We start from the raw sequence: 23,610 nt of genomic DNA, 5'->3' as shown, positions 1-23,610 counted from the left end.
GATGATGTGCGAGTGCAATACAGGCAAAAACCAATGCATAGTGAGCTTGCCATGTAGCGAAGCGCTCTACGATCCGTCGCGCACATAGGGCTGGACGGAGCGGAATACGACCTCACGGCATGTCAGCCGTATGTCGAGACCAACGTTAGGCATCAGGTCGAGCTTGATCAGCCCATCGGATTCCCTGGTCAAGGTAATGTCCATGACGGAAGCTTCTTCGAGCATCGCATTCAGGTCGATTTGGGAACTTCTGATATCCAGAAAATCCACCACGACCAGATAGTCGCTCGCGCGCGGAGCACCATAGCGGTTGTGTTCTATTTCGAGCACAAGGTCGACCAATCCGCGCCGACGTCCGCCTGACAGAGATTTCCCTTCGACCGTCACCGATGATTGCCTGTTGCGTTCCATGGAAATGCTTCTTATCGCTGAATCATGGAAGGACGGATATTCTCCGAAGATCTTCAATAGCAGGTCGCTATTTGTTGCAAGTTCCCAACCCCAAGTCTTGATATCGCTAGTCATTGAGACGGCTGCCTGGCCGAATTCAAGGGCCGACATCTTGATCGGGGAGCGTCGACTGCTCCAGCTTCACCGTTACCAGTGGCTTTAACGCTGGATGATAAATCGCGAGAACGTTGAGCGCTGTGACCCCTAACCGGCGGGCTACCTCTTCGCCCAACTCGTCTCCGATGGCGGATAGTGGCCAGTCTGCAACGACTGTCGACTCTTTCAACGACTGAATGTCGGAATCCTTGACGACGAAGACTGATAGTTTTTTTTCCGCATCGTCATAAGACACAACGAAAGAACTTTTAGGGAGTGGATGTTGCATCAATGCCATCGACACTGGTTATAAATCACGAATGCGTTCGCCTTGCAAGATACATAGGTGTATGGATCACCCGTCATTGCCGCATAAAGTTTGCACTGCTCCAGACGCGCTTCGTATTCGGCAAAACATTCCGCCTCCTGTACTTCGCCTACACCGCGCCCTGCCATCGTCAATACGTTATCACTCTCAGGCAATACATCGAGTTTGAAGGACTGCGCATCGCTGAATCGAGTCGAACCGTCCGAGCCTTCTTCGTCAACGGCGAAATGGTCTGCCACGTTGTTGGCAGGTGCTGGCATGCCCTCGGCGTCACTATTCTTCGAGCAAATGCCGGCTGTGAGCGCCGCCATCTCCGCCCACGCCGCCTTCAGTTGCGCTTCCCGCGTAGCAGGATCGTATGGGCCTCTCAATACCGGCTCGCCGTTCAACACCAGCGGACCAGGGCCGGCATTCTCAAAAGCCGCCCATTTTCCCCGGCCGAATCCGCCACCGTTGCTGAACCCACTACCATTCGACGACCATCGCTCCGGCGCATAATCCGGACGCGTCACTCTCGGCAGAGCACGCCATTCCCGATCGATAACGGGCACGAGTCGCCCCGAGACAACTGCTTCCCGCAGCGCTCTCTCGATACCATTGTTATCGATCGGCAGGTTCCAATGCGCGACATCCAGCAGATCGCGCAGAAACGAACGTACGACATCAAGTTCACGGTTGCCCGTCGCCGTCCGCAGGTCCGAGCACGGCCGAAAGTAAAGATCGAAGTCGCGCTTATCCCGTTCGCGCTGTTTGCGCGCCTCTTCTTTCGCTTCGCATCCGGCGTCGATCCGGAATGAGGACGACCCGTCGCGCGTCCAGCTATTCCGTCTGCCTAAAGACGGCGAGGTTCGCAGTTCCCGCGAGAGCCGCCGATACTGCCACGCCGGATGCAGCGTACATTGCCACCCATGCTCCAGCGGTACCTCGAGCGTATTCCATTGCATAGATATCCGAATCAATATCTGCAGAAAGAGACGGTATATCTAGCATGAAACTCAAGCCACTCTGTAAAACAAGGTAAAGGCGCAACGGCCGCGCCGCAGCTCCCTACCCCTCCCGCGCCTCCCTCAACTCCCCCGCAATGAAATCGACAAACGTCCGAATCCGCGCGGACATCTGATGCCGTTGCGAATACACGGCAAAGATATCGGCGCCCGGCGTCTCGTACCCAGGCAGCACCTGCACAAGCCGCCCATCCGCAAGATACTCATTGATATCCCACTCCGCGCGCATCAGAACCCCGTGCCCTTCGAGCGCCCACTTCACCGCGATCTCCCCGTCGTTGGTCGTCAGATTGCCGTTGATGCGCACCGACTCCGTCTTGCGGGCAGCGCCACGCCCTGTCGCGAGCCGCCACACGCCGTACGCTTCGTCGCCCTGCCGTATGCCGATGCAGTTGTGCCTCACCAGTTCATGCGGCGTGACCGGCATCCCATACTCGGCGATGTACGACGGTGCCGCGCATAACAACCTGCGATTCGGCGCAAGCCGTCGCGCGACGACGCGCGTATCGGGCGGTTCGCCGAAGCGGATGCAGACGTCGAACGCGTCATCCGTAAGCGGCGGCGGCGTGACGGACAACTGCAACTGCACGGCAACCTGCGGATAACGGTTCACGAAACGTGAGATAGCCGGCGCGACATGACTGCGCCCGAACCCAAGCGTCGCGTTCACCCGCAGCAAGCCCTTCGGGCTCTTCTTCGCGCTACCCAGCAACTCGGACAATGCGTCGATCTCATCGAGTATCCGCCGCGCGTGCTCAAGGTAAACCTCGCCTTCGGGCGTCAGCATCATCCGGCGCGTCGTCCGGTTGACGAGCGGCACGCCCGCGCGCTGCTCCATCTGCGTCAGACGCTTGCTCACGGCGGCGGGCGTCAGCCCCAGTTCGCGCGCCGCCGCGCTCAGGCTACCTGACGCGGCGAGCGTCGAGAAAAAGCTCAAGTCGGTCGGTTGAACGGTCCCAGTCACGGCTCGATTTGTGAATTCAAGTTAAAGATGCTTTGAGTTTAGCACCGGTTACAACGCTTCCAGTTAGGTACAGTCAGTTCCATTCCAAATCAATTGAAGGAGCGAGACATGAACACCTATCGCATTGCGACGATCCCCGGCGATGGCATCGGCAAGGAAGTCGTGCCGGCGGGCAAGGAAGTGCTGGAAGCGCTGGCGCGCACCAGCAACAGCTTCAAATTCGAGTTCGAAAACTTCGACTGGGGCGCGGACTACTACCGCGAGCACGGCGTGATGATGCCCGCCGACGGCCTCGACGCAATCCGCAACAAGGACGCAATCCTGTTCGGCTCGGCAGGCGACCCCGACGTGCCCGATCACGTCACGCTGTGGGGCCTGCGCCTGAAGATTTGCCAGGGCTTCGATCAATACGCGAACGTGCGGCCGACGCGCATTCTCCCGGGCATCGACGCACCGCTGAAGCGCTGCACGCCCGAAGACCTGAACTGGGTGATCGTCCGCGAAAACTCGGAGGGCGAATATTCAGGTGTGGGTGGCCGCGTGCATCAGGGCCATCCGATCGAAGCCGCCACCGATGTCTCCATCATGACGCGCGCTGGCGTCGAACGCATCATGCGCTTCGCGTTCCGTCTCGCGCAGTCGCGCCCCCGCAAGCTGCTCACCGTCATCACGAAGAGCAACGCGCAACGCCACGCGATGGTGATGTGGGATGAAATCGCGTTGCAGATTTCGAAGGAGTTCCCGGACGTCAAATGGGACAAGGAACTCGTCGATGCGTCGACGGCCCGCATGATCAACCGCCCGGCATCGCTCGACACCATCGTCGCCACCAACCTGCACGCCGACATCCTGAGCGACCTCGCCGCCGCGCTGGCGGGCAGCCTCGGCATTGCGCCGACGGGCAACATCGACCCGGAGCGCCGTTATCCGTCGATGTTCGAACCGATCCACGGATCGGCGTTCGACATCATGGGCAAGGGCCTCGCGAATCCGATCGGCACGTTCTGGTCGGTCGTGATGCTGCTCGAGCATCTCGGCGAATTCGAAGCCGCGAAGCGCGTGATGAGCGCAGTCGAAACCGTCACCGCGGACCCGTCGCTGCATACGGGCGATCTCGGCGGCAAGGCGACGACGGCGCAAGTGACGGCAGCCGTGTGCGCGCTCGTCGAAAAGGTGCCCGTCGCCGCATAACGCGCATGCAAATCAGTTGTCGCGCGGCTGTCGCCGCCGCGACACCGGGCGCAGCGAAAAGCGCGCCCAAAGGCTTCACGCACACAACAACAACTGACCCGCAAACGGCAGACAACGCGTGAAGCCTGAATTGTCCGGCACAGTCCGGCTCAACCTCCAAGGAGGAGACACATGCAACCCGAACTCGAATCGCGAGTAGCGCGCAAGCTCATGTTACGGATCATTCCGTTCGTGATGCTGCTCTACTTCGTCAGCTTTCTCGATCGCGTCAACGTTGGCTTCGCCGCCATGACGATGAACAAGGCAATCGGTCTTTCGCCGACGGCATTCGGCTTCGGCGGCGGGCTGTTCTTCATCGGCTACTTTCTGTTCGAAGTGCCGTCGAATCTGATCTTGCATCGCGTCGGCGCACGGATCTGGATCGCGCGTGTGATGGTGACGTGGGGCATCGTGTCGGCGGCTTCGGCGTTCGTCACGGGACCGACCAGCTTCTACGTGTTGCGCTTCGTGCTGGGCGTCGCGGAAGCGGGCTTCTTTCCCGGCATCATCCTGTATCTGAGCCTGTGGTTTCCGGGCAAGCAGCGCGCGGCAGCCGCCGCATGGTTCATGGCTGCGGCGCCGATCTCGACGGCCATCGGCTCGCCGATCTCCGGCGCGATCATGCAGTTGCCGCCGATGTTCGGCCTCGCCGACTGGCAATTGCTCTACATCATCGAGGCCGTGCCCGCCGTCGTGCTCGGCTTCGTCGTGTTGAAGTTTCTGACCGACACGCCGTCGAAAGCGCACTGGCTGAAGGACGACGAGCGCGAATGGCTGATTGCGAAGCTCAAGACCGAAGCCGACGAGCGCAAAGGTCACTCGGGACATACGGCGGGCGCGCTGAGTGCGTTGCGCGATCCGCGTGTGCTGGCGCTTGCGCTCATCTACTTCGGCACGTCGGCGGGCTTGTATACGCTGGGTCTGTGGGCGCCGCTCATCATCCGGCAGTACGGGTTCAGCGCGCTGCAAACGGGCCTGCTGACGGGCATTCCGAGCGTGCTGGCCGTGATCGCGATGGTGTTGTGGGCGCGGCACTCCGACCGGACTGAAGAACGCACGTGGCACGTCGTCATTCCGTGTGCGCTGGCGTGCGTCGGCTTCATCTTCGCGGGTCAGGCAGGCACTGCGCTCTTGATCGTGCTCGCACTGGTGGTCGTCAATGTCGGCATCAGCGCGGCAAAAGCGCCGCTCTGGGCGATGCCGAGCATGTTCCTCTCAGGCGCAGGCGCCGCAGCGGGCATCGCGATGATCAATTCGGTCGGCAATCTGGGCGGCTTCGTCGGACCGTTCGCGATCGGCTGGCTCAAGAACGTGACGGGCGGATATGCAGCGGGTCTGTACGTGGTCGGCGCGACGCTGGCCGTGTCGGCGGCCGTCACGCTGATGCTGAGCCGCAAGGCCGCGCAGCAACCCGCGACGGCCTGCATGCGTCACGATCATTGATCGTTTTTAGATGAACACAGGCCGGTCCGACGGAAACGTCACCGGCCCATCCTTCTGATCTTCTCCTTCCCGTCGCCGAACGCCTTGCGGGCCGTCCCCGTAGCCTGCTGCAAATCGCCCTTCAGTTGCTGCGTGCGATTGCCCGTCACCTTGCCGACCACCTCGTTGACCTTGCCCTTCACCTGCTGCGCAACACCTTTGATCTGATCGCGGTTCATATCGCTCTCCCTATCGATTGGCGCACAGGCGCCATCGGAGTTACTGACATGCAATTCACGCGCCAACGCTTGCGGTAGCCGTGTAGCGCGTTTCAAGCCCGGCACGCAAGCGTCTTCATGACAACGCGCCGGTAACTTATACCAACGCATCATTCGACATCCGCCGCGACCCGCTGCGCCGCCCACGTCTCCAGTTCTTCAGCCGATATCGCCGGCGAATACAGGAATCCCTGCAATTCATCGCAACCGATGCTGCGCAGCGTATTCGCTTCGTCCTCGTTTTCGACGCCCTCCGCGACCACGCGCAGACCCAGCTCATGCCCAAGCTCGATGATCGCCTTGATGACAGCGAGATCCGCGGGCGCATCGAGCATGTCGCGAACGAACGCCCGGTCGATCTTCAATCGGTCCAGCGGAAAGCGGTTCAGATAACTAAGGCTCGAATAGCCCGTGCCGAAATCGTCGAGCGACAGCTTCACGCCGAGCGCGCGTATCGCGCGAATCGCATCGAGATAGTTCTCCGCGCTATCCATCAATACCGTTTCGGTGATTTCGAGTTCCAGCCGCTGCGGCGCGACGCCATGCATCGCGAGACTGCGCCGCAACGTATCGACGATATCCGCGTCGCGCAACTGGATCGCCGACAGATTGATCGACATGCGCAACTCGCCCATCTCGTCGTCGCGCCAGCGCGCGAGTTGCCGGCACGCTTCTTCGATCACCCATGCGCCGATCGGAATGATCAGCCGCGTCTCTTCGGCGATGGGAATGAACTGTGCCGGCGTCACCGCGCCGAGTTGCGGATGCGTCCAGCGCAGCAAGCCTTCGACACTGACGAGCGCGCCCGTTTGCGCATCGAGACACGGCTGAAAAGCGAGCCGCAGTTCGTGCCGCTCGATAGCTGTGCGCATGCAGGCTTCGAGCGCGAGCCGCTGACGCGCGCGCTCCGCCATATCCGGCGAGAAGAACTTCACGAGGTTGCGTCCCGCTGCCTTCGCCTGATACATCGCGGCATCGGCGTTCTGCATCAGTGTTTCGATGTCCGTGCCGTCGTCGGGATAGAGCGCCACGCCCGCGCTGCACGCAACCTGCAGCGTGACGCCGCCGATCGCATGCGGCTCGCGCACGAGCGGTAGCAGACGTTCGTCGATGGTGCGCGCGACATCGGCCGCGCTGCCCGCATCGGCGAGAATCATCGTGAACTCGTCGCCGCCCAGGCGGCTCACGGTGTCGCTGCTGCGCACGGCCTGCACGAGACGCCGCGAAACGGAACGCAGCAAGCCATCGCCGATATGATGGCCTAGCGAATCGTTGATGTCCTTGAACCTGTCGAGGTCGATGAAGAGCACGGCCACGCGTTGTTGAGCCTGCTTCGCGTGTTCGAGCGCCACGCCCAGCCGTTTCGTGAAGAGCGCACGGTTCGGCAATTCGGTCAGCACGTCGTGCTCGGCGAGAAACTCGATGCGCGCCTCGCTCTTCTTGCGATCCGTGATGTCGATCAGTGTGCAGATGTAGTGCGACACGCTGCCGCGTTTGTCGCGCACCGCGCTGATCATCAGCCACGCGGGATAATCGCCGCCTTGACGCCGTCTGATCTGCGCTTCGCCGTTCCATGAACTGGAGCGGTCGACGAGCGTCGCGAGCGCCGTGATCACCGCGCCGCCATTCGCGCCGGCGACGATGAACGCGGGCGGCTGGCCCGCGATATCTTCCGCACGGTAGCCCGTCGCGCGATAGAACGACGCATTGGCCGTCAGCAGACGCCGCTCCTGGTCGAGAATCAGGATCGCTTCGGATGAAGCCTCGAACACCTTCGCCCACAGTTCGAGCCGCTGCTCCATCAGCTTGATCTGGTTGATCGGCGTGAAGGCCGTCAGCACGGCGTCGCGGCCCTGGAAGTTGAGACGCCGCGCGGACAGCATCGCCCACGTCGGTTCGGTGCTCGCTTTCCAGCGCACTTCGAATTCGTCGACGGCATCGCGATCGGACAACTGCTGGAAAAACCGCGCGCGCACCGACGAATCGAGGCCGTACGCCCAGGGATCGGTCGTCACGCCATTGAGCCAGTATAGTGCGGGCTGGTTTGCGTGCAGCACTTCATGACCGGGCACGGCCGTCACCATCATCGGCACGGGCGTCGATTCGACAAGTGCATGCTGCGCAGCCGATGCGCGCGCCGTCGCCGCGAGTTCCTTCTGCACGTCGCGCTCACGGTCGAGCTGTTCGAGCATTTCGTTGAAGCCGCGCACCAGCTGGCCGATTTCATCCTGGCTGTGCCAACTCGCGCGCACGGTGTGATCGCCCGTTCTGCGCACCGTGTCCATCACGCGCGCAAGCTGGCGCAGTGGCCGCGAAATCTGCTGCGCGACGAAATACACCATGCCGAGAATGCTGCATAACAGAAAGAGCGCCGTGCCCAGATGCAGCCACATGCGCGAGAAGAGACCGCGCACGCGCGCGTGCAACAGGTCGTCGAGCTGATCCGCCGTGCTGCGCCACGTATCCTGCACGCTGGCTACGAGCGTCTGCTGCTGCACGTCGACGATCGACAGCAGCGTGGGGTCGACCTCGCCGTTGCTGTCGACGATGATGCGCGCCGCGTGCCGGTACGATTCGACGGCCGTGAGCATGCGCGCCATCGACGGCCCGAGCGTCGAATCGAGCGCGTGATTGGCGGCACCCGCTTCCGAGAAGTCAGAGCGCAGACCTTGCAGCACGGCATCGAGTTGCCCTTCGAGCACGAGATAGCGCGTGCGCAGTTCGTCGTGCGAGCGCACGGCATGCACGCCTTCGTGCCCTTCGTGCAACTGGCGGCCAATCCGGTTCACGGATTCGAGCAGCGCTGGATAACGCAGGATCGACAGCGACATCGCGTAGTAGCTGTCGAGGTCGGGATCGAGGATCAGGTTCGACTGATTGCCGACGCGAGTCACCAGTTCGCGGCATGCTTCGAGCGCTTCGTTGATTTGTGCGGCAGTGGGCTGCGCTTCGCGCGCCAGCACGTCCAGCGCGGCGCGCACGCGCGCGTTCAGCCCGGCGCTTTCCAGATGCGCGCCGTAGCGCGCTTCCGTGCTGGCGAGATCCGTTTGCGCACTCTTCAGGCGGGCAGCGGGCGGACGCTGTCCCGCGCCCGCCATCGCCACGTCGATCAAGGCATCGCGCACCGTGCCGATATACGCGTTGCCGACGATCTCCTTGTTCGAGAAGTCGATTGAAATGTATTTCTCGTGAATCAGGATGCCGCTGATGTACACCACAGCGGTTAAATCGAGCAGATAGATCAGCAGCAGCTTGCGGCCCACGCGCAGACGCGCAAGCAGACGGAAGAATGGATTGCGCTTCATGGCATGCGCGCCATCGCGTACGACATCGAACGAGTCACACATCACTCCCGGTCAGTGGAAGGTGAAAAACGGGCCCGCACGCCTCGATAAGGCCGCTCGCCACTACGGCATATCGGCGCATCGTATCGCGACTTTAGCGTTTGCTGAATAATCCCTTCGACGGTGCGCGAATGCTGCGCGCAGGTGCAGAAAACAAGGGGTTTTTAGTTGGCTCGCACCAAGGTATGTCACGCGTCGCGCGTATTGCTTAAGCCGCGTCGAGCCTATGCAAGAGGTGGTCCGTACACTCGACGGCAGAGGTCTTCGCCAACACATGAACCGCCAGGCGCAACGCGGGATAGATATGCATCAGCCGTTCATATTCGACTATTGCGTTCGTTAATTCACGACGGCGCAACGACCTACGCGCAAACGTGAAAACAGTTTTGGCGGCATGATATGTGTTCGCATGTGAGCAGATGCACCCGGCTGCGACAAGGAGACATCATGAACGAAGCGACGCACGCGCCGCGCGACTTCATCGTTCGCACGATGAACGCCGATGAAGTGAATCTCGCCATCGAATGGGCCGCGCATGAAGGATGGAATCCAGGCTTGCACGATGCGCACGTCTTTCGTGCCGCCGACCCGGACGGGTTCTTGATCGGCGAGTTGCAAGGCGAACCGGTCGGCTCGATTTCAGCTGTCGCCTATGACGCGCATTTCGGCTTCATTGGCCTGTATATTGTGAGGCCGGAGTTTCGCGGCAAGGGACTCGGCATGCGCATCTGGCAGCATGGCATCGCGTATCTCGGCAAGCGCAACGTTGGACTCGATGGCGTAGTCGCGCAGCAGCCGAACTACGGGAAGTCGGGATTTCAGCTCGCATACCGGAACATACGCTTTCAGGGTGTGGCCGAGACCGACGTGACGAACCACCCTTCACTCGTCGATGTGCGCCAGTTGCCTTTCGACAAGCTGGCATCGTATGACCAGCGGTTCTTTCCCGCGCCGCGCGAAGCCTTTCTGCGCGCGTGGATCGATCAACCAGATGCCGTCGCGCTCGCAAGCGTCAGCGAAGGCCATATCAGCGGCTATGGCGTGCTGCGTAGATGCCGCGAGGGACGCAAGATCGGACCGCTATTCGCCGACGACCCGCAAACAGCCGAAACCCTGTTCACCGCGCTCATCTCGCATTGCCCCAGCGAGACCGTCGCGCTCGACGTGCCCGAACTCAACACAGCCGCCGTCGCGCTCGCCGAACGGCATCGTTTGACGAGCGTGTTCGAAACGGCGCGCATGTACACGAAGCGCGCCCCGGACATACCGCTTGCGCGGCTTTATGGCGTCACGTCTTTCGAACTAGGTTGACGCTTCAATGCTTCGGATCGTAGCGATACACGCCGTGTCCCGTCTTGCGGCCCAGACGCCCGGCCGCCACGAGTTCGCGCAACAGCGGACACGCGCGATATTTCGAGTCGCCGAAATCCTTCAGGAACACATCCATCACCGACAGGCACACGTCCAACCCAATCAGATCCGCGAGCGCGAGCGGCCCGATCGGATGGTTCGCGCCCAGACGCATCCCCGCGTCGATCTCTTCCGCCGTCGCAATGCCGTCCGCCAGCACGAAGAACGCCTCGTTGATCATCGGCACGAGAATGCGGTTCACCACGAAGCCCGGCGCGTTCTTCACGCTGACGGGCGTCTTGCCGAGGCGCTCGGTCAACTCGCGCACCGTGGCCGCCGTATCGTCGCTGGTCTGCACGCCGCGAATCACTTCGACGAGTTGCAGCAACGGCACCGGGTTGAAGAAGTGCATGCCGACGAAACGTTCCGGCTTGCCAAGCGTCGCGGCCAGCGCGGTAATCGAAATGGACGACGTGTTCGAAGCGATAAGCGTCTCGCCGCTCACGACCGATTCGATCTGCCGCAGAATGCGAATTTTCAGTTCGGTGTTTTCGGTCGCCGCTTCGACGACCAGGTCGACGCCTGACAGGCGCTGATAGTCGGTCGAGGTCTCGATGCGCGTGAGCGCCGCATCGCGCGCCGCCGCTTCGATCTTGCCCTTCTCGACGAGCTTCGCGAGACTCGACGTGAGCGCCCCGATGCCCTTTTCGAGCGCGGCGTCCGTCACGTCGATCAGCACGACCTTCAGCCCTGCCACCGCCGATACCTGCGCGATGCCGTTGCCCATCGTGCCCGCGCCGATGATGCCGATTGTTTCGATCCTGTTTGCCATTGCTGCTCCTTTTCTCCTGATTTGTGCCAAGTTCTATCGGTGCGTTGCACTGCACCATGGGCGATACGATACCTGTTTCTCGCGCAATGACGTATGAAAAACGGGTGGCAACCTGTCGCACGGCCCGCCTGCCGGACAAAGCCGCTGGATATATCATCGGAAAAATTTCATTGAAGGCCCCGCCATGCAGCCGGTCGAACTGAACCCGAAACGCAAGCGAGAAAACCCGCTCGTGTGGATTTTCGAACCTCTCGAACGAGACCCCGAGTATTCGCGAGAAAGATTCTTCAACTTTCAGGCGGCGTATCTCGACGGCCTTCTGTATCTCGCGGTGGCAAGCGGCAATGAACCGTGGAACGGGCTAGTGGTGTGTACGTCGCACGACCGGCAAGCGGGCTTGCTGGAGGACTTCCCTGTGCTCGCGCCGCATCCCGTGCTCGGCAAGTGGCTGTATGTGTCGCAGACGCACCCCGAGTTCGAAACGGTCGCGCACGAGATGGTTGCGCTTGCACGCGAGCGCGACCCGCGCATGGGCGTGCTGCCCGGCAAGCGCAAGCGGTCGCCCGATGTCGTCGAGATGAAGTCCTCGTCGCGGAAGAAAAAGGCGCAGTAGCGCTTTCCCGCGGTACGCTCCGCCCTCCTTTTGCGAAACCGAAGTTGCCGCCGAAGGCGTTGGCGGAGGTTGAGGCGCGGCAGACCGGTAGTTGCGTTTTTGCGCGGGCAAAAAAAGCGCCGATGCAACGAGCGCTTACTTCCACCCTTCGAGCCGGAGCGTCGCCCGCACCAGTCGCTGCTCTTCCTGTTCGATTTCCTGCAGGCTTTCGCGCACGCCGTCGATATGATCCGCAGCGGCCCGATAGGCCTGCTCGGGCAGCTTGCCCGTCACCGCGTTGTAGAGGCGCGCATGCTGCCGGTCGATCCGCTTGCGATGCGGCTGCCGGTGATAAAGATTGTTCACGGACGCAAACACCGAACTCAGCAGCAGTTCCGTCAGCGAACGCAAGGTATGCACGAGCACCGGGTTGTGCGACGCCTCGCAAATCGCGAGATGAAACGCGTGATCGAGGCGCGCGTGTGTCGCGGGATCGGTTTCGGCATTGTGCGCGGCGAGCATTTCCTCGTAGCGGCGCGTGATCATCATGTAGTCGGCGGGCGTTCCGCGCAACGCGGCCAGACGCGCCGACTCGGCTTCGAGCATGCCGCGCACTTCGAACAGGTCGTAAAGCGTGCGCGGCTGCGAAGCGAGCAGATGCATCAATGGCGATTGCGGCGGCTGCGCGGTCAGGTTCGCGACGAACGAACCCTTGCCGTGCGCCGTTTCGATGATGCCCCGCGCGCGCAGCAGCTTCAGCCCTTCGCGCAAAGCCGTTCTCGATACGCCGAGCTTGTCCGTCAGGCGACGCTCCGATGGCAGCGCCTGCCCCGACCTCAGCACGCCATCGACGATCAGCCTTTCGATGCGCTCCGCGACCACGTCGGCGATCTTACGATCGGACTGTTTGGAGGGGTTTTCCGGGTCTGAAATCACTGGTATGACCACTTGTCGAACAGGTTCTGGATGCGGTCGATGATAACGCCAATTCCCATTGCACGCCTGCTTCAGCGCATCCTGCATGGTTTCGTGGAAATCAAAAAACTGGTACGACCACTTGCCGCGTCCATCGACAGCGAAACACGAAACGGGAACAATCGGCGGCAACACGGATAAGCGGCGCATGACACAGCAACCGCGCCCACGGAGACACCCCATGAGCTACGCCTACGACGAACGGATCGACGGCCCACTGCCCTCGCATGACAAGGCCGCGCTGGTCGCCGAGCTTCAGCGTCTCGTGCCCTCGATGCAACTGCTGCACGACAAGGAAGATCTGCGCCCATTCGAATGCGACGGCCTCGCCGCGTATCGCACGACGCCGATGATGGTCGCGCTGCCCGATTCGATCGAGCAGGTGCAGGCGCTGCTGAGATTCGCGGCTGCGCGCAAGGTGCCCGTCATCGCGCGCGGCGCGGGTACGGGTCTGTCGGGTGGCGCGCTGCCGCTCGAACAGGGCATCTTGCTGGTGATGGCGCGCTTCAACCGCATCTTGCACATCGACCCCGAGGCATCGATCGCGCGCGTGCAGCCCGGTGTGCGCAATCTCGCGATCTCGCAGGCTGCTGCGATTCACGGTCTTTACTATGCGCCCGATCCGTCGTCGCAGATCGCCTGCTCGATCGGCGGCAATGTCGCCGAGAACGCGGGCGGCGTGCATTGCCTGAAATACGGCCTGACCGTACACAACATCCTGAAGCTCGAAGTGCTGACCATCGATGGCGAGCATCTGACGATCGGCTCCGAAGCGCTCGACTCGCCCGGTTTCGATCTGCTCGCGCTGCTGACGGGTTCCGAAGGCATGCTCGGCATCGTCACGGAAGTCACGGTCAAGCTGCTGACCAAACCGCAAAGCGCGAAGGTGCTGCTCGCGAGCTTCGACGATGTCGAGAAAGCGGGCGCGGCCGTCGCGCAGATCATCGGGGCTGGCGTGATTCCGGGCGGCCTCGAAATGATGGACAACCTCGCGATCCGCGCCGCCGAAGACTTCATCCACGCGGGCTATCCCATCGATGCCGAAGCGATCCTGCTGTGCGAACTCGACGGCGCGGAAGCGGACGTTCAGGAAGACTGCGATCGCGTCGGCGCAATACTGCGCGAAGCGGGCGCGACGGGCATCCGCATTGCGAAGGATGAAGCCGAGCGCCAGCGCTTCTGGGCCGGGCGCAAGAATGCGTTTCCCGCCGTGGGCCGCATCTCGCCGGATTATTACTGCATGGACGGCACGATTCCGCGCCGCGAACTTGCGCGCGTATTGCGCGGCATCGCGGATCTGTCGAACGAATATGGCCTGCGCGTCGCGAACGTCTTTCATGCGGGCGACGGCAACATGCATCCGCTCATTTTGTTCGACGCCAACGCTCCCGGTGAAATGGAGCGCGCCGAAACGCTCGGCGCGAAGATTCTCGAACTGTGCGTCGAAGTGGGCGGCAGCATCACGGGCGAGCACGGCGTCGGACGGGAGAAGATCAATCAGATGTGCGTGCAGTTCAGCAGTGAAGAACTCACGCTGTTCCATTCACTGAAGGCCGCTTTCGATCCCGACGGCCTGCTCAATCCGGGCAAGAACATTCCCACGTTGCATCGCTGCGCCGAACACGGCGCGATGCATATTCACCACGGCAAGCTGCCGTTTCCCGAACTGGAGCGCTTCTGATGCGACGCGAATTCGATTCGACGGACGACAGCGCGCGCCTCGTCACGCAAGTGCAGCGCGCGATCGCCGAGCACATGCCGTTACGCATTCGCGGCAGCGACAGCAAGCGTTTTCTCGGCCGCGACGTGCAAGGCGAAGAACTCGACACGGGCTCGCATCGTGGCATCGTCGCGTATGACCCGACCGAGCTGGTGATCACCGCACGCGCCGGGACACCGCTCGTCGAACTGAATGCCGCGCTCGATGACGCGGATCAGATGCTGCCGTGCGAGCCGCCTCTTTTCGATGGCAAAGGCACGCTTGGCGGCGCGGTCGCGACTGGCCTTTCAGGTCCGCGCCGGCCGTGGGCGGGATCGGTACGCGACTTCGTGCTCGGTTGCCGCGTGATCACGGGCGACGGCGATCATCTGCGCTTTGGCGGTCAGGTGATGAAGAACGTCGCGGGCTATGACATGTCGCGTCTGCTCGCGGGCAGCTTCGGTTCGCTGGGCGTGTTGACGGAAGTGTCGCTAAAAGTGCTGCCGAAACCGCGCGAGCGGCGCAGCTTCGCACTCGCACTCGGCGCCGATGAAGCGATGCGCGAACTGTCGGCATGGCGCAAGGCCGCGCTGCCGGTGAGCGGCGCAAGTTATGTCGATGGCAAGCTGCATGTGCGGCTGGAAGGCGGACGTGGTTCGGTGAAGTCGGCCGTGGATCGGATCGGCGGAGAAGAAATCGACTGTGCGTTCTGGGATGCGCTGCGCGATCATCAGCTGCCGTTCTTCGCGGACACACGTCCGTTGTGGCGTTTGTCGCTGCCGAATGCGACGCCGTTGATGCAACTGCCCGGCGACGCGCTGCTCGACTGGGCGGGCGCGCAGCGCTGGCTCAAGAGCGATGCTGCCGCCGCTGAAATCCGTCAGCTCGCGCATGCGGCAGGCGGTCATGCTACCTGCTTCACGCCGTCGCCTGATCGCGAGCCGTTCCAGCCGCTCGCCGCGCCGCTGCTGCGCTATCAGCATCAATTGAAACGCCGCCTCGATCCGAGTGGCGTGCTGAACCCTGGCCGACTGTACACCGATCTCTGAAGCGAGCGCGATCATGCAAACGAATCTCGACTCTCACGCGAAAGCCCTGCCCGATGCAGCGGAAGCGGAAAGCATCCTGCGCTCGTGTGTGCATTGCGGCTTCTGCAATGCGACGTGCCCGACGTATCAATTGCTCGGCAATGAACTCGACGGACCGCGCGGGCGCATCTATCTGATCAAGCAACTGCTCGAAGGCGAAGCTGTCAGTGACAAGACGCAACTGCATCTGGACCGATGTCTGACTTGCCGCAATTGCGAAACGACGTGTCCGTCGGGCGTTACGTATCACCGGCTGCTCGATATTGGGCGCGCCGAACTCGAGCGTCGCGTGGAGCGGCCTGTCGGCGAGCGGCTGACGCGCAAGGGCTTGCGGACGGTGATTCCGCGGCCTGCTGTGTTCGATGCGCTGCTCAAGACGGGGCGCGCTTTGCGGCCGTTGTTGCCTGCCAGCGTGCAGGTGAAGATTCCGGCGCGTGCCGCCGTGCCGGCGAAGGCGCGTCCTGCGTTGCGTCATGCGCGTCGCGTGCTGATGCTCGAAGGTTGCGTGCAGACTTCGTTGTCGCCGAATACGAATGCGGCTGCGGCGCGGGTGCTCGATCGGCTTGGGATTAGCGTGATGTCTGTTCGCGAAGCGGGCTGCTGTGGCGCGACTGACTATCATCTGAATGCGCAGGACGCTGGGCTTGATCGGGCGCGGCGTAATATCGATGCGTGGTGGCCTGCAATCGAGGCCGGTGCCGAAGCCGTCGTGCAGACGGCGAGCGGCTGCGGCGCGTTCGTGAAGGAATATGGGCATCTGTTGCGTAATGATCCGCTTTATGCGGCGAAGGCCGCGCGCGTGAGTGCGATGGCGCTTGATCTCGTCGAGGTGCTGGGTGCGGAGCCGCTCGATGCGTTGCAGCCTGCTGATGATGCTGCCGCGATGCGTGTCGCGTTTCACTGTCCTTGTACGTTGCAGCATGCGCAGAAGCTTGGTGGCGCGGTGGAGAGTGTGCTGTCGCGGTTAGGGTTCGATCTTTCTGCTGTGCCCGATGGGCATTTGTGCTGCGGGTCCGCGGGGACGTATTCGATTACGCAGCCTGAGCTTGCGCAGAAGTTGCGGGAAAACAAGATTGCTGCGCTGGAAAGTGGTAAGCCGGATGTTATCGCGACCGCGAATGTTGGTTGCCAGATGCATCTGGATGGAGCTGGTAAGACGCAGGTGCGTCACTGGATTGAGTTGGTCGAGGAAGCTTTGGATGTTTAAGGGTTTTGCGCTACGCGCTGTAGATCGGTTCTAGTTGTGTGCCTCGGTGCTTTTGCAGGCATCCGTGAGGGGGTGTTTGCTGTGCAAGCGGTTTGGTTTTTTGCCTTTGCGCTTGCATCCGCGATTTGCCTTTGCGCTTGCATCCGCGATTTGCCTTTTCGCTGGCATCCGCGTTTTGTTAGCGTGCTTCACGCGTCGCCCCTGTGCGGGGCGGCACCTACTTTTCTTTGCCGCCGCAAAGAAAAGTAGGCAAAAGAAAGCGGCTAACACCGCCAATTCTTCTTCCTGCCTGAGGGCCCCCACAGGGTCTTACGCTTCACACGGCAATCACGTGACCCACGTTTGTTGCCAGCGCTCTTGCGGTGCTCATCACCCGCTTCACGCATCCGCGTTGCAGCATGCCGTGCCAGATAGTCCACGGCCGCCCAGGTGGCAAACTGTGTGTAGGCCGTAGTACCGCACACGCATCACTCCGGACCGATAGCGCACGCGTCCCACCCTGTAAGAGCGCCAGGATATACGACGCGACAACCTACACACAGTTTCCCACCTGGGCGGCACATACCATTCGCTGCCGCTTGCCCGCGCAAATGCATTCGAAGCGGGTGATGCGTTTATTCAAAGCGTTGGCAACACGCGCCAACAGAGCCGTTGCCGTGTGAAGCGTAAGACCGGTTGGGGGCCCTCAGGCAATGAGAAATGTTGGCGGTGTTAGCCGCTTTCTTTTGCCTACTTTTCTTTGCGGCGGCAAAGAAAAGTAGGTGCCGCCCCGCACAGGGGCGACGCCTGAAGCAGGCAAAAAAAATCGCGGATGCCAGCGCAAAGGCAAACCCACAGGGGCGACGCATGCAGCACGAAGACAATACGCGGATGCCCGCGCAAGCCCAAGCAAACCACACTTCACACCCCCGCGTCGCCGCACGCGATTTGTTATCGGCAAACTGTGTATAGACCGTTGCGCCGCACACGCACCACTTCGGATCAAAAAGCGCGAGGGCGTCGCGCTCAAACGCCCGGTGGCATCGCGGCGAGCCGTTCCGCTGATATCCGCAGCCCGTCGAAGATACGCTCGGCCACACGCTCGGGGAAACCGGCTGGCATCGCGGCGGCGACCGCATCTATGGCCGTGGGCGTTGCATCGATCAGTCGGCCTATCAACGGCTCTGCGTCAGCACCGTAGAAACAACGTGCCGCCATCGCGTTGAAGTTACGGCGCTGGATATCCTTCATCAGATAGTGCCGGTTCTTACCGGCCACCGCCATCGCGAGCTTCGCCTTGTGCCACGACCATTGGTTGCCGCCGTCCCCTTCAACCGGCCAGATCGACATGATGTCGTACAGCGGCGTCAGCGCATAACGCCCGCCCGGCATCAGATGCACGCTGAAGTTCTTCGCGTGGCCATCCGGCGCCGCCAGCATCCAGAACAGAATCTGCGCGCTGAGGAAGGTCTCGAGGTCGGCGTCAGGCCGCTCCGATTGACGCAGCACACCCGCAATGTCGATCATGCCGGGACCGCCATCCGCTTCATATCGCTGATGCGAGGGCTTGCCCAGCACCTGGCAAAAGTCCTCCTGCGGTAGCCGCAAGATCCATTTCTTCGAAGGATGAAGCCGCCGGTCGAAGCGCTCGACGGCCAGCACCTTCTGGTCGCCAAAGTTCAGGATGTCCGCATTCGGCGCGGGCAAGCCGAACGCCCTGAACAGCGCGAGACATAGCCATTCGTTTTCGACGGACGTCGTCCAGTCCGCCTTCTTGTTGCCAACGAGTCCGAGCGGCAACTTGAAGATGTGCGTCGTGGGCGTTGCGCCGTGTGGGCGCATCCACTTTTTCTTGTGCCATAGAAATGCGGTCTTTTCCTGCGCGCCCGCGAGCGAGATGCGAAAGTCGTCGTATTCGTCGTCGCGCCCCGCCCCCGGACCGCCCGACGTAACCGTGCGCGCGAGCATCTCGGCGATCTCGTCGTCCGACATCGGCGTGCCTTCGATACGGTCGAATCCTTCCGGCTGCGCATCCTCGGCAAGCAGTTGCGCCGCGCCCACGCAATCCCGGCCGATGGCTTCGAGCAGGTCGAAGGCGTCGGCGGTGGCCGTCCTGAAGCGGGTGGCAAGTCGCCGACGGATCGGCTCGCTGTCGGGCAGCAGATTGTCGAAGTAGTTGCGTACGCGCTCGCCGCGCAACGGCGCATCGTCGATGCCGAACGGCAGCGAGAGCGACAGCGGTCTCCCCGCAGGCGATGCCATCCAGTCGCGGTCGTACTGAAACTCCATGTCGCCGCGCGATGGAATGCGCCATGTGCCGACCCGCAGACCATTGGTCCACACCGACAGCGCGCGCGCATGAGACGGGCGGCCCATGGCTACCAGTTCTCCTGAGTCGGCGCCGCGCTGGCGGGCCGTGTCTGCACGCTCAGTTCGAGGCCGTACATGGCCAGCAACGCGAAAAGCTGCTCCGAGGTGATCGAGTCGGGATTGAGCTCGATCGCGGAGAGCCGGCTTTGGCTCAAGCCCACGCGCGACGCGGCCTGGGCCTGCGAAAGCCCTTTCGCGCGCCTTGCAGTGCGCAGGATCTGGCCTAGCTGGTGCGGATTGATCAACGTGCGTTTCATCGCGGGGCGCCTATACAGGTTACCTGTTTGGCAGGTAAATGTATTTTACGCGTATGGCGGGTATTTGCAAATTAGTTGTGTGGCGGGTAAGGGGCAGTGATAAGCGTTACCGCGACGTATCGCGGACGTTCATGTTTTCCGCGGCCCCGCCGATATACAAGTGACCGGGAAACGCATGCTTTACGCCCGTGAAACCCACAGAGCCAAGTGATGGACCACCAATCGAATGAAGCCCGCACGACCCTGACCAGTTCAAACCAGTTCGAACTGCTCCTTTTCAGGCTCGGCACCGTGCCGGGCGACAGCGCGCACGAGCTGTACGGTATCAACGTGTTCAAGGTCCGCGAAATTCTCACGATGCCGGTCATCACGCCCATCGTTGGCGCGTCCCGCTGTGTAATGGGCGCGGTCAACATTCGCGGGCAGATCATCCCGGTGGTGGACCTGCCGAAGCTGATGGGCTGCGAACCCACGCGTGGCCTGAACATCCTGCTCGTTACCGAGTTCGCCCGCACGACGCAGGGGTTCGCTGTGCAGGAAGTGGACGACATCGTGCGACTGGACTGGAATCAGGTGCTTCCGGCTGAGGCGGCGGCCGGGTCGGGGCTCGTCACCAGCATCGCAAGGATCGACGGCAACACGGGTGACTCCCGACTGGCTCAGGTGGTTGACGTCGAGCAGGTCTTGCGTGATGTGCTTCCCGCCCATCAGCATGAACCGGCGGCGCCGGAAACAGCCACGTTTCAGGTGCCGCCGGGCACCCGAATCCTCGCGGCAGACGACTCGGGACTCGCGCGCACCATGATTCAGCAGGCGCTCGGCGACATCGGCGCCGAATGCATCATGGCCAAGACGGGCGAGGAAGCGTGGCAGATCCTCGTCAAGCTCGCCGATGAAGCAAAGCGGAACAAAACACGCTTGCGCGATGCCGTATCGATGGTGCTCACCGACCTGGAGATGCCCGAAGTGGATGGCTTCACGCTGACGCGGCGTATCAGGGCGGACGAACGCACACGGGATATCCCCGTCGTGATCCATTCGTCGCTTACCGGCGCGGCAAACGAAGCGCACGTGCGAAACGCGGGCGCCAACGGCTATGTGGCCAAGTTCCAGGCTGCAGAACTGGCAGAGACCATCCGGCACGCGATCGGCGCGTGATCTGACTGCTAAAGGCGCTGGCCGTGCGGACATTCTCTCTGGAGTGAACCGCACGAAGAACCAACGCGTCAAATAGCTGGCCGAGACTTTGGGCGTACTATTGTGAGTGACATCGGTGAGTGACATCGATCGACACGCTGGAACTCATCGTGTCCCTGTCGTGACGCAGCGCAATAATCCTGTGCAGTAAGCGCGCTCGCATGAACAGGGAATGGCACCCAGGGTCAATCCGAACGCCAGGAGCAGCCGATGCACGTAGCAGAAGCGGTGTCGCCCACGAGCCCGCCCCTCTTCCTCGCCACGAAGGTTTATCCACCGCGCCTGCCCGCCGGCCTGATCGACCGGCCACGGCTCGTCGCACTCGCCGACAAGGCCGAATCCAGGCGGCTCACCGTCATCAAGGCGCCCGCGGGGTTCGGCAAGACATCGCTGGCGCTCGCGTGGCTCAATCGGCTCACTGCGAGCGGCGCCGTCGTCGCGTGGCTTTCGCTGGATGGCGATGACGACGAGCCCGCGCGCTTCTTCCATCACCTGGCGCAGGCCTTGCACAACGCCTGTTCGAATGTCGGCGCGTCCGCGATCAGCCTGACCACCGAAGCGTCGCTCATGCCCGCCCAGTCGATCGGGTCGACGCTGATCAACGAACTGTTCGAGGTCGACGATGAAATCTACCTGTTCATCGACGACTATCACCTGATCGCCCAGCCTGCCATTCACGATGCGATGGCGTACTTCATCGCGAACATCCCGTCGAATACGCATGTCGTGCTCTGCACCCGCACCGATCCGCCGCTGCCGCTCGCGCAACTGAGCGCGAAGAACGAATTGATGGAAATCGACGCCGCCGCGCTGCGCTTCGACATCGACGAAACCCGCAGCTTCGTCGAACACGAATGCCCAGGCGGCCGGCACGCGGCCGCCATCAAGTCGCTATTCGCCCACACGGAAGGCTGGGCGGCCGCGCTGCGCATTTCCGCGTCGGTACTCTCGCGTGACGAAGGCAAAACCCTTCAGGACATGAGCCCGCCATCCGGCGCATCACGGCCGTTCGCCGCGTATCTCGAAGACATGCTCAGGCGGCTGCCCGCAGAGATGGTTGGGTTCATGCTCCGCACCTCGATACTCGATCGCCTGTGCGCGCCGCTATGCGAAGCCGTCACGGGCAAGGCCGCCGGGCAGGACATGCTGGAATCGATCTCCACGCGCCAGCTACTGCTCGAACCGCTCGACATCGAAGAACACTGGTTTCGCTATCACCATCTGATGGGCGAATACCTGCGGCGACGGCTCGAAGTCCAGCATCCCACTGAAGTCGCCGGCCTGCACCGGCGCGCATGCCGGTGGTATGCCGAACAGGAGCAATGGACGGACGCCGTCAGGCATGCGATCGCCGCGGGCGATCCGGAACATGCCGTCTCGCTGATGGGCCATTGCGCAATGACGCTCGTCACGAAAGGCGATCTGCTCACGCTGCTTGGCTGGCAACGCCAGTTCCCGGCCCATCTAATGCGCGGGCAAGTCGGGATCACGCTCGCCATCGCATGGGGCATGGCGCTCGCGTTGCGTTTCGACGAAGCGCTGGCGATGCTCGACGACATCGAGCGCGACACCGGCGCAGGCAATGACGAAGCCGCCCGTAACATCCGCTGGGAATGCCAGGCGATCCGCTCGGTGATCGCCGGCTTGCAGGACGATGCGCCGCGCGCGCTCGCGATCGCGCAAACGTGTCTCGAACATCCGTCAACCGACAGTTGGACCACCAACGTCGCCTCTAACGTTGTGCGCTTCGGGCACTGGAAAGCGGGCAACCTCGGCGCGCTGTACGCGACGCCGTGGATTCCCTATTCGACCGAAGAAGACCAGCGCAACGTGTTCGCGTCCGTCTACCGGCTCTGCCTGCTCGGTCACGCCGAGATGCAACAGATGCACTTCGTGCTCGCCGAACGCTACTTCACCGAGTCGATCCGGCTCGCCGAGCGTCATTCGGGCCCGAAGTCGATTGCGGCCGCGCTGTGCGCGCCGATGATCGCGCAAATCTGGTACGAGCAGGGGCGGCTCGACGAAGCCGAAGCGCTGCTCGTCGATCTGATGCCGCTGATCGACCTGGCCGTTCTGCTCGACAGCACGTTTTTCGCCTATCGGGTGCTGGTGCGGATCGCCATTTCGCGTGCGAACTTCGAGCACGCCTACGCGCTGCTCGATCATGCGCAATCACTCGGCTATATGCGCGGCTGGGACAGGATGGTCGCTGGCGTTCACGTCGAGCGCGCGCGGCTTTATCTGAGGGAAGGCAGGATCACGGAAGCCGCCGCGTGTGTCGTGCAACTGGATCAACTGGCCGACGCGCGCGCCGCCGCTTCGAAGCCGGCCTCGCCGGAGATCGACACCTTCCGCGCTATCGCAGTGGGTTCGCTGGCGATGGAACAGCGCCGCACCAACGAAGCCGTCGAGTCGATCACGGCCGCATTGCGCAGCGTCGAAAGCCGGCACAACGACTATCTCGCGCTGCGCTTGCGCACCGTGCTCGCGCTCGTGTGGATGCGCGCAAACGATCAGGCCCGCGCCGTCGAGATCTTTCGCGACGTGCTCAATACCAGTCACGACATCTATCGCTCGATCATCGACCAGGGCGCGACAATCGGCCCGCTGCTGCAAGCAGTGCGCGACGACACGCGCTCCACGTCGACGACGAAGGAGACGCTCGCGTATCTCGACCGTCTGCTGGATGGCTGGCGCGCGCTGCACGAGCCCGGCGCGAAACCCGCCAGCGACACAGTGCGCGACGCGTTGAGCGCAAGGGAACGCAGCATCGTCGAGCTGATTGCCCAGGGGCAGTCGAACAAGGAAATCGCACGCACGCTTGGCATCTCACCTGAGACGGTCAAGACCTACGTGAAGAATATCTTCGTGAAGCTGAACGTCGACAAGCGGGCCCAGGCCGTTGCACGCGCGCAGGCATTGGGACTGGTTGCCGCGGGCTGATGCTG

At 62.2% G+C, this 23,610-nt stretch carries 19 protein-coding genes; 9 read left to right on the top strand and 10 right to left on the bottom strand.

Annotation, left to right across the window (positions count from 1 at the left end; all coding sequences use genetic code 11):
• Window positions 1-66: 66 nt before the first annotated feature.
• From BLT65_RS23385 to BLT65_RS23370, 4 genes are all read right to left on the bottom strand, one after another.
• Window positions 67-525 carry an Imm50 family immunity protein gene (locus BLT65_RS23385; RefSeq protein WP_091781749.1) on the bottom strand — a complete coding sequence of 153 codons (459 nt, stop codon included), beginning with the start codon at window positions 523-525 and terminating at the stop codon, window positions 67-69.
• Window positions 526-547: 22 nt separating this feature from the next.
• Window positions 548-844 (bottom strand): hypothetical protein, encoded by a 297-nt coding sequence (locus BLT65_RS23380; RefSeq protein WP_244186565.1) that lies wholly within the window; start codon window positions 842-844, stop codon window positions 548-550.
• Window positions 835-1,818, bottom strand: a complete 984-nt coding sequence (locus tag BLT65_RS23375) for a hypothetical protein (RefSeq protein WP_091781477.1) — start codon at window positions 1,816-1,818, stop codon at window positions 835-837. The genes BLT65_RS23380 and BLT65_RS23375 overlap by 10 nt, the downstream gene beginning before the upstream one ends.
• 103 nt (window positions 1,819-1,921) lie before the next feature.
• On the bottom strand, window positions 1,922-2,842 hold the full coding sequence (locus BLT65_RS23370; protein WP_091781474.1) for a LysR substrate-binding domain-containing protein: 921 nt from the start codon (window positions 2,840-2,842) through the stop codon (window positions 1,922-1,924).
• Window positions 2,843-2,950: 108 nt separating this feature from the next.
• Between BLT65_RS23370 and BLT65_RS23365 the strand changes: the two genes are divergently transcribed.
• On the top strand, window positions 2,951-4,033 hold the full coding sequence (locus tag BLT65_RS23365; protein WP_007588794.1) for a tartrate dehydrogenase: 1,083 nt from the start codon (window positions 2,951-2,953) through the stop codon (window positions 4,031-4,033).
• A 171-nt stretch (window positions 4,034-4,204) separates the two neighbouring features.
• Window positions 4,205-5,515, top strand: a complete 1,311-nt coding sequence (locus tag BLT65_RS23360; RefSeq protein WP_091781471.1) for an MFS transporter — start codon at window positions 4,205-4,207, stop codon at window positions 5,513-5,515.
• A 38-nt stretch (window positions 5,516-5,553) separates the two neighbouring features.
• Here the strand turns inward: BLT65_RS23360 and BLT65_RS23355 are convergent, their stop codons facing one another.
• Window positions 5,554-5,733, bottom strand: a complete 180-nt coding sequence (locus BLT65_RS23355) for a CsbD family protein (RefSeq protein ID WP_035996074.1) — start codon at window positions 5,731-5,733, stop codon at window positions 5,554-5,556.
• Window positions 5,734-5,882: 149 nt separating this feature from the next.
• Window positions 5,883-9,077, bottom strand: coding sequence for an EAL domain-containing protein (locus tag BLT65_RS23350; RefSeq protein WP_091781743.1), 3,195 nt, complete (start codon window positions 9,075-9,077; stop codon window positions 5,883-5,885).
• Window positions 9,078-9,563: 486 nt separating this feature from the next.
• Between BLT65_RS23350 and BLT65_RS23345 the strand changes: the two genes are divergently transcribed.
• Window positions 9,564-10,427 carry a GNAT family N-acetyltransferase gene (locus BLT65_RS23345; protein ID WP_091781468.1) on the top strand — a complete coding sequence of 288 codons (864 nt, stop codon included), beginning with the start codon at window positions 9,564-9,566 and terminating at the stop codon, window positions 10,425-10,427.
• Between the two features lie 4 nt (window positions 10,428-10,431).
• Here the strand turns inward: BLT65_RS23345 and BLT65_RS23340 are convergent, their stop codons facing one another.
• Complete coding sequence (locus BLT65_RS23340) at window positions 10,432-11,298, bottom strand: 3-hydroxybutyryl-CoA dehydrogenase (protein ID WP_091781465.1); 867 nt, start codon at window positions 11,296-11,298, stop codon at window positions 10,432-10,434.
• A 184-nt stretch (window positions 11,299-11,482) separates the two neighbouring features.
• On the opposite strand from BLT65_RS23340, the gene BLT65_RS23335 reads away from it, so the two are divergent.
• On the top strand, window positions 11,483-11,911 hold the full coding sequence (locus BLT65_RS23335) for a hypothetical protein (RefSeq protein ID WP_042305518.1): 429 nt from the start codon (window positions 11,483-11,485) through the stop codon (window positions 11,909-11,911).
• A gap of 135 nt (window positions 11,912-12,046) precedes the next feature.
• Here the strand turns inward: BLT65_RS23335 and glcC are convergent, their stop codons facing one another.
• On the bottom strand, window positions 12,047-12,838 hold the full coding sequence (gene glcC, locus BLT65_RS23330; RefSeq protein WP_416365618.1) for a transcriptional regulator GlcC: 792 nt from the start codon (window positions 12,836-12,838) through the stop codon (window positions 12,047-12,049).
• A 208-nt stretch (window positions 12,839-13,046) separates the two neighbouring features.
• On the opposite strand from glcC, the gene glcD reads away from it, so the two are divergent.
• From glcD to glcF, 3 genes are read left to right on the top strand one after another with little or no spacing between them, the layout of a single operon-like run.
• Complete coding sequence (glcD, locus tag BLT65_RS23325) at window positions 13,047-14,546, top strand: glycolate oxidase subunit GlcD (protein WP_091781462.1); 1,500 nt, start codon at window positions 13,047-13,049, stop codon at window positions 14,544-14,546.
• Window positions 14,546-15,613: a glycolate oxidase subunit GlcE gene (glcE, locus tag BLT65_RS23320; protein ID WP_091781458.1), complete on the top strand. Its 1,068-nt coding sequence runs from the start codon at window positions 14,546-14,548 to the stop codon at window positions 15,611-15,613. The genes glcD and glcE overlap by 1 nt, the downstream gene beginning before the upstream one ends.
• Before the next feature lie 13 nt (window positions 15,614-15,626).
• Complete coding sequence (gene glcF, locus BLT65_RS23315) at window positions 15,627-16,859, top strand: glycolate oxidase subunit GlcF (RefSeq protein ID WP_091781455.1); 1,233 nt, start codon at window positions 15,627-15,629, stop codon at window positions 16,857-16,859.
• A 1,005-nt stretch (window positions 16,860-17,864) separates the two neighbouring features.
• Here glcF and BLT65_RS23310 read toward each other — a convergent pair.
• A complete protein-coding gene (locus BLT65_RS23310) occupies window positions 17,865-19,214 on the bottom strand; it encodes a type II toxin-antitoxin system HipA family toxin (protein WP_091781452.1) in 1,350 nt (449 codons plus the stop codon).
• Window positions 19,215-19,216: 2 nt separating this feature from the next.
• Entirely contained in the window at window positions 19,217-19,465 is a 249-nt protein-coding gene (locus tag BLT65_RS23305; protein ID WP_042305512.1) for a helix-turn-helix domain-containing protein, read from the bottom strand.
• A 210-nt stretch (window positions 19,466-19,675) separates the two neighbouring features.
• On the opposite strand from BLT65_RS23305, the gene BLT65_RS23300 reads away from it, so the two are divergent.
• Window positions 19,676-20,623, top strand: coding sequence for a chemotaxis protein (locus tag BLT65_RS23300; RefSeq protein ID WP_091781449.1), 948 nt, complete (start codon window positions 19,676-19,678; stop codon window positions 20,621-20,623).
• 249 nt (window positions 20,624-20,872) lie between these two features.
• Window positions 20,873-23,605 carry a winged helix-turn-helix domain-containing protein gene (locus BLT65_RS23295; protein ID WP_091781446.1) on the top strand — a complete coding sequence of 911 codons (2,733 nt, stop codon included), beginning with the start codon at window positions 20,873-20,875 and terminating at the stop codon, window positions 23,603-23,605.
• The last annotated feature ends 5 nt before the right edge of the window (window positions 23,606-23,610 follow it).

Source organism: Paraburkholderia steynii (assembly GCF_900100565.1).
Taxonomy (GTDB): domain Bacteria; phylum Pseudomonadota; class Gammaproteobacteria; order Burkholderiales; family Burkholderiaceae; genus Paraburkholderia; species Paraburkholderia terrae.
The sequence above is the reverse complement of the archived record's forward strand: the minus strand, read 5'-3'. Positions and strand labels throughout refer to the sequence as shown.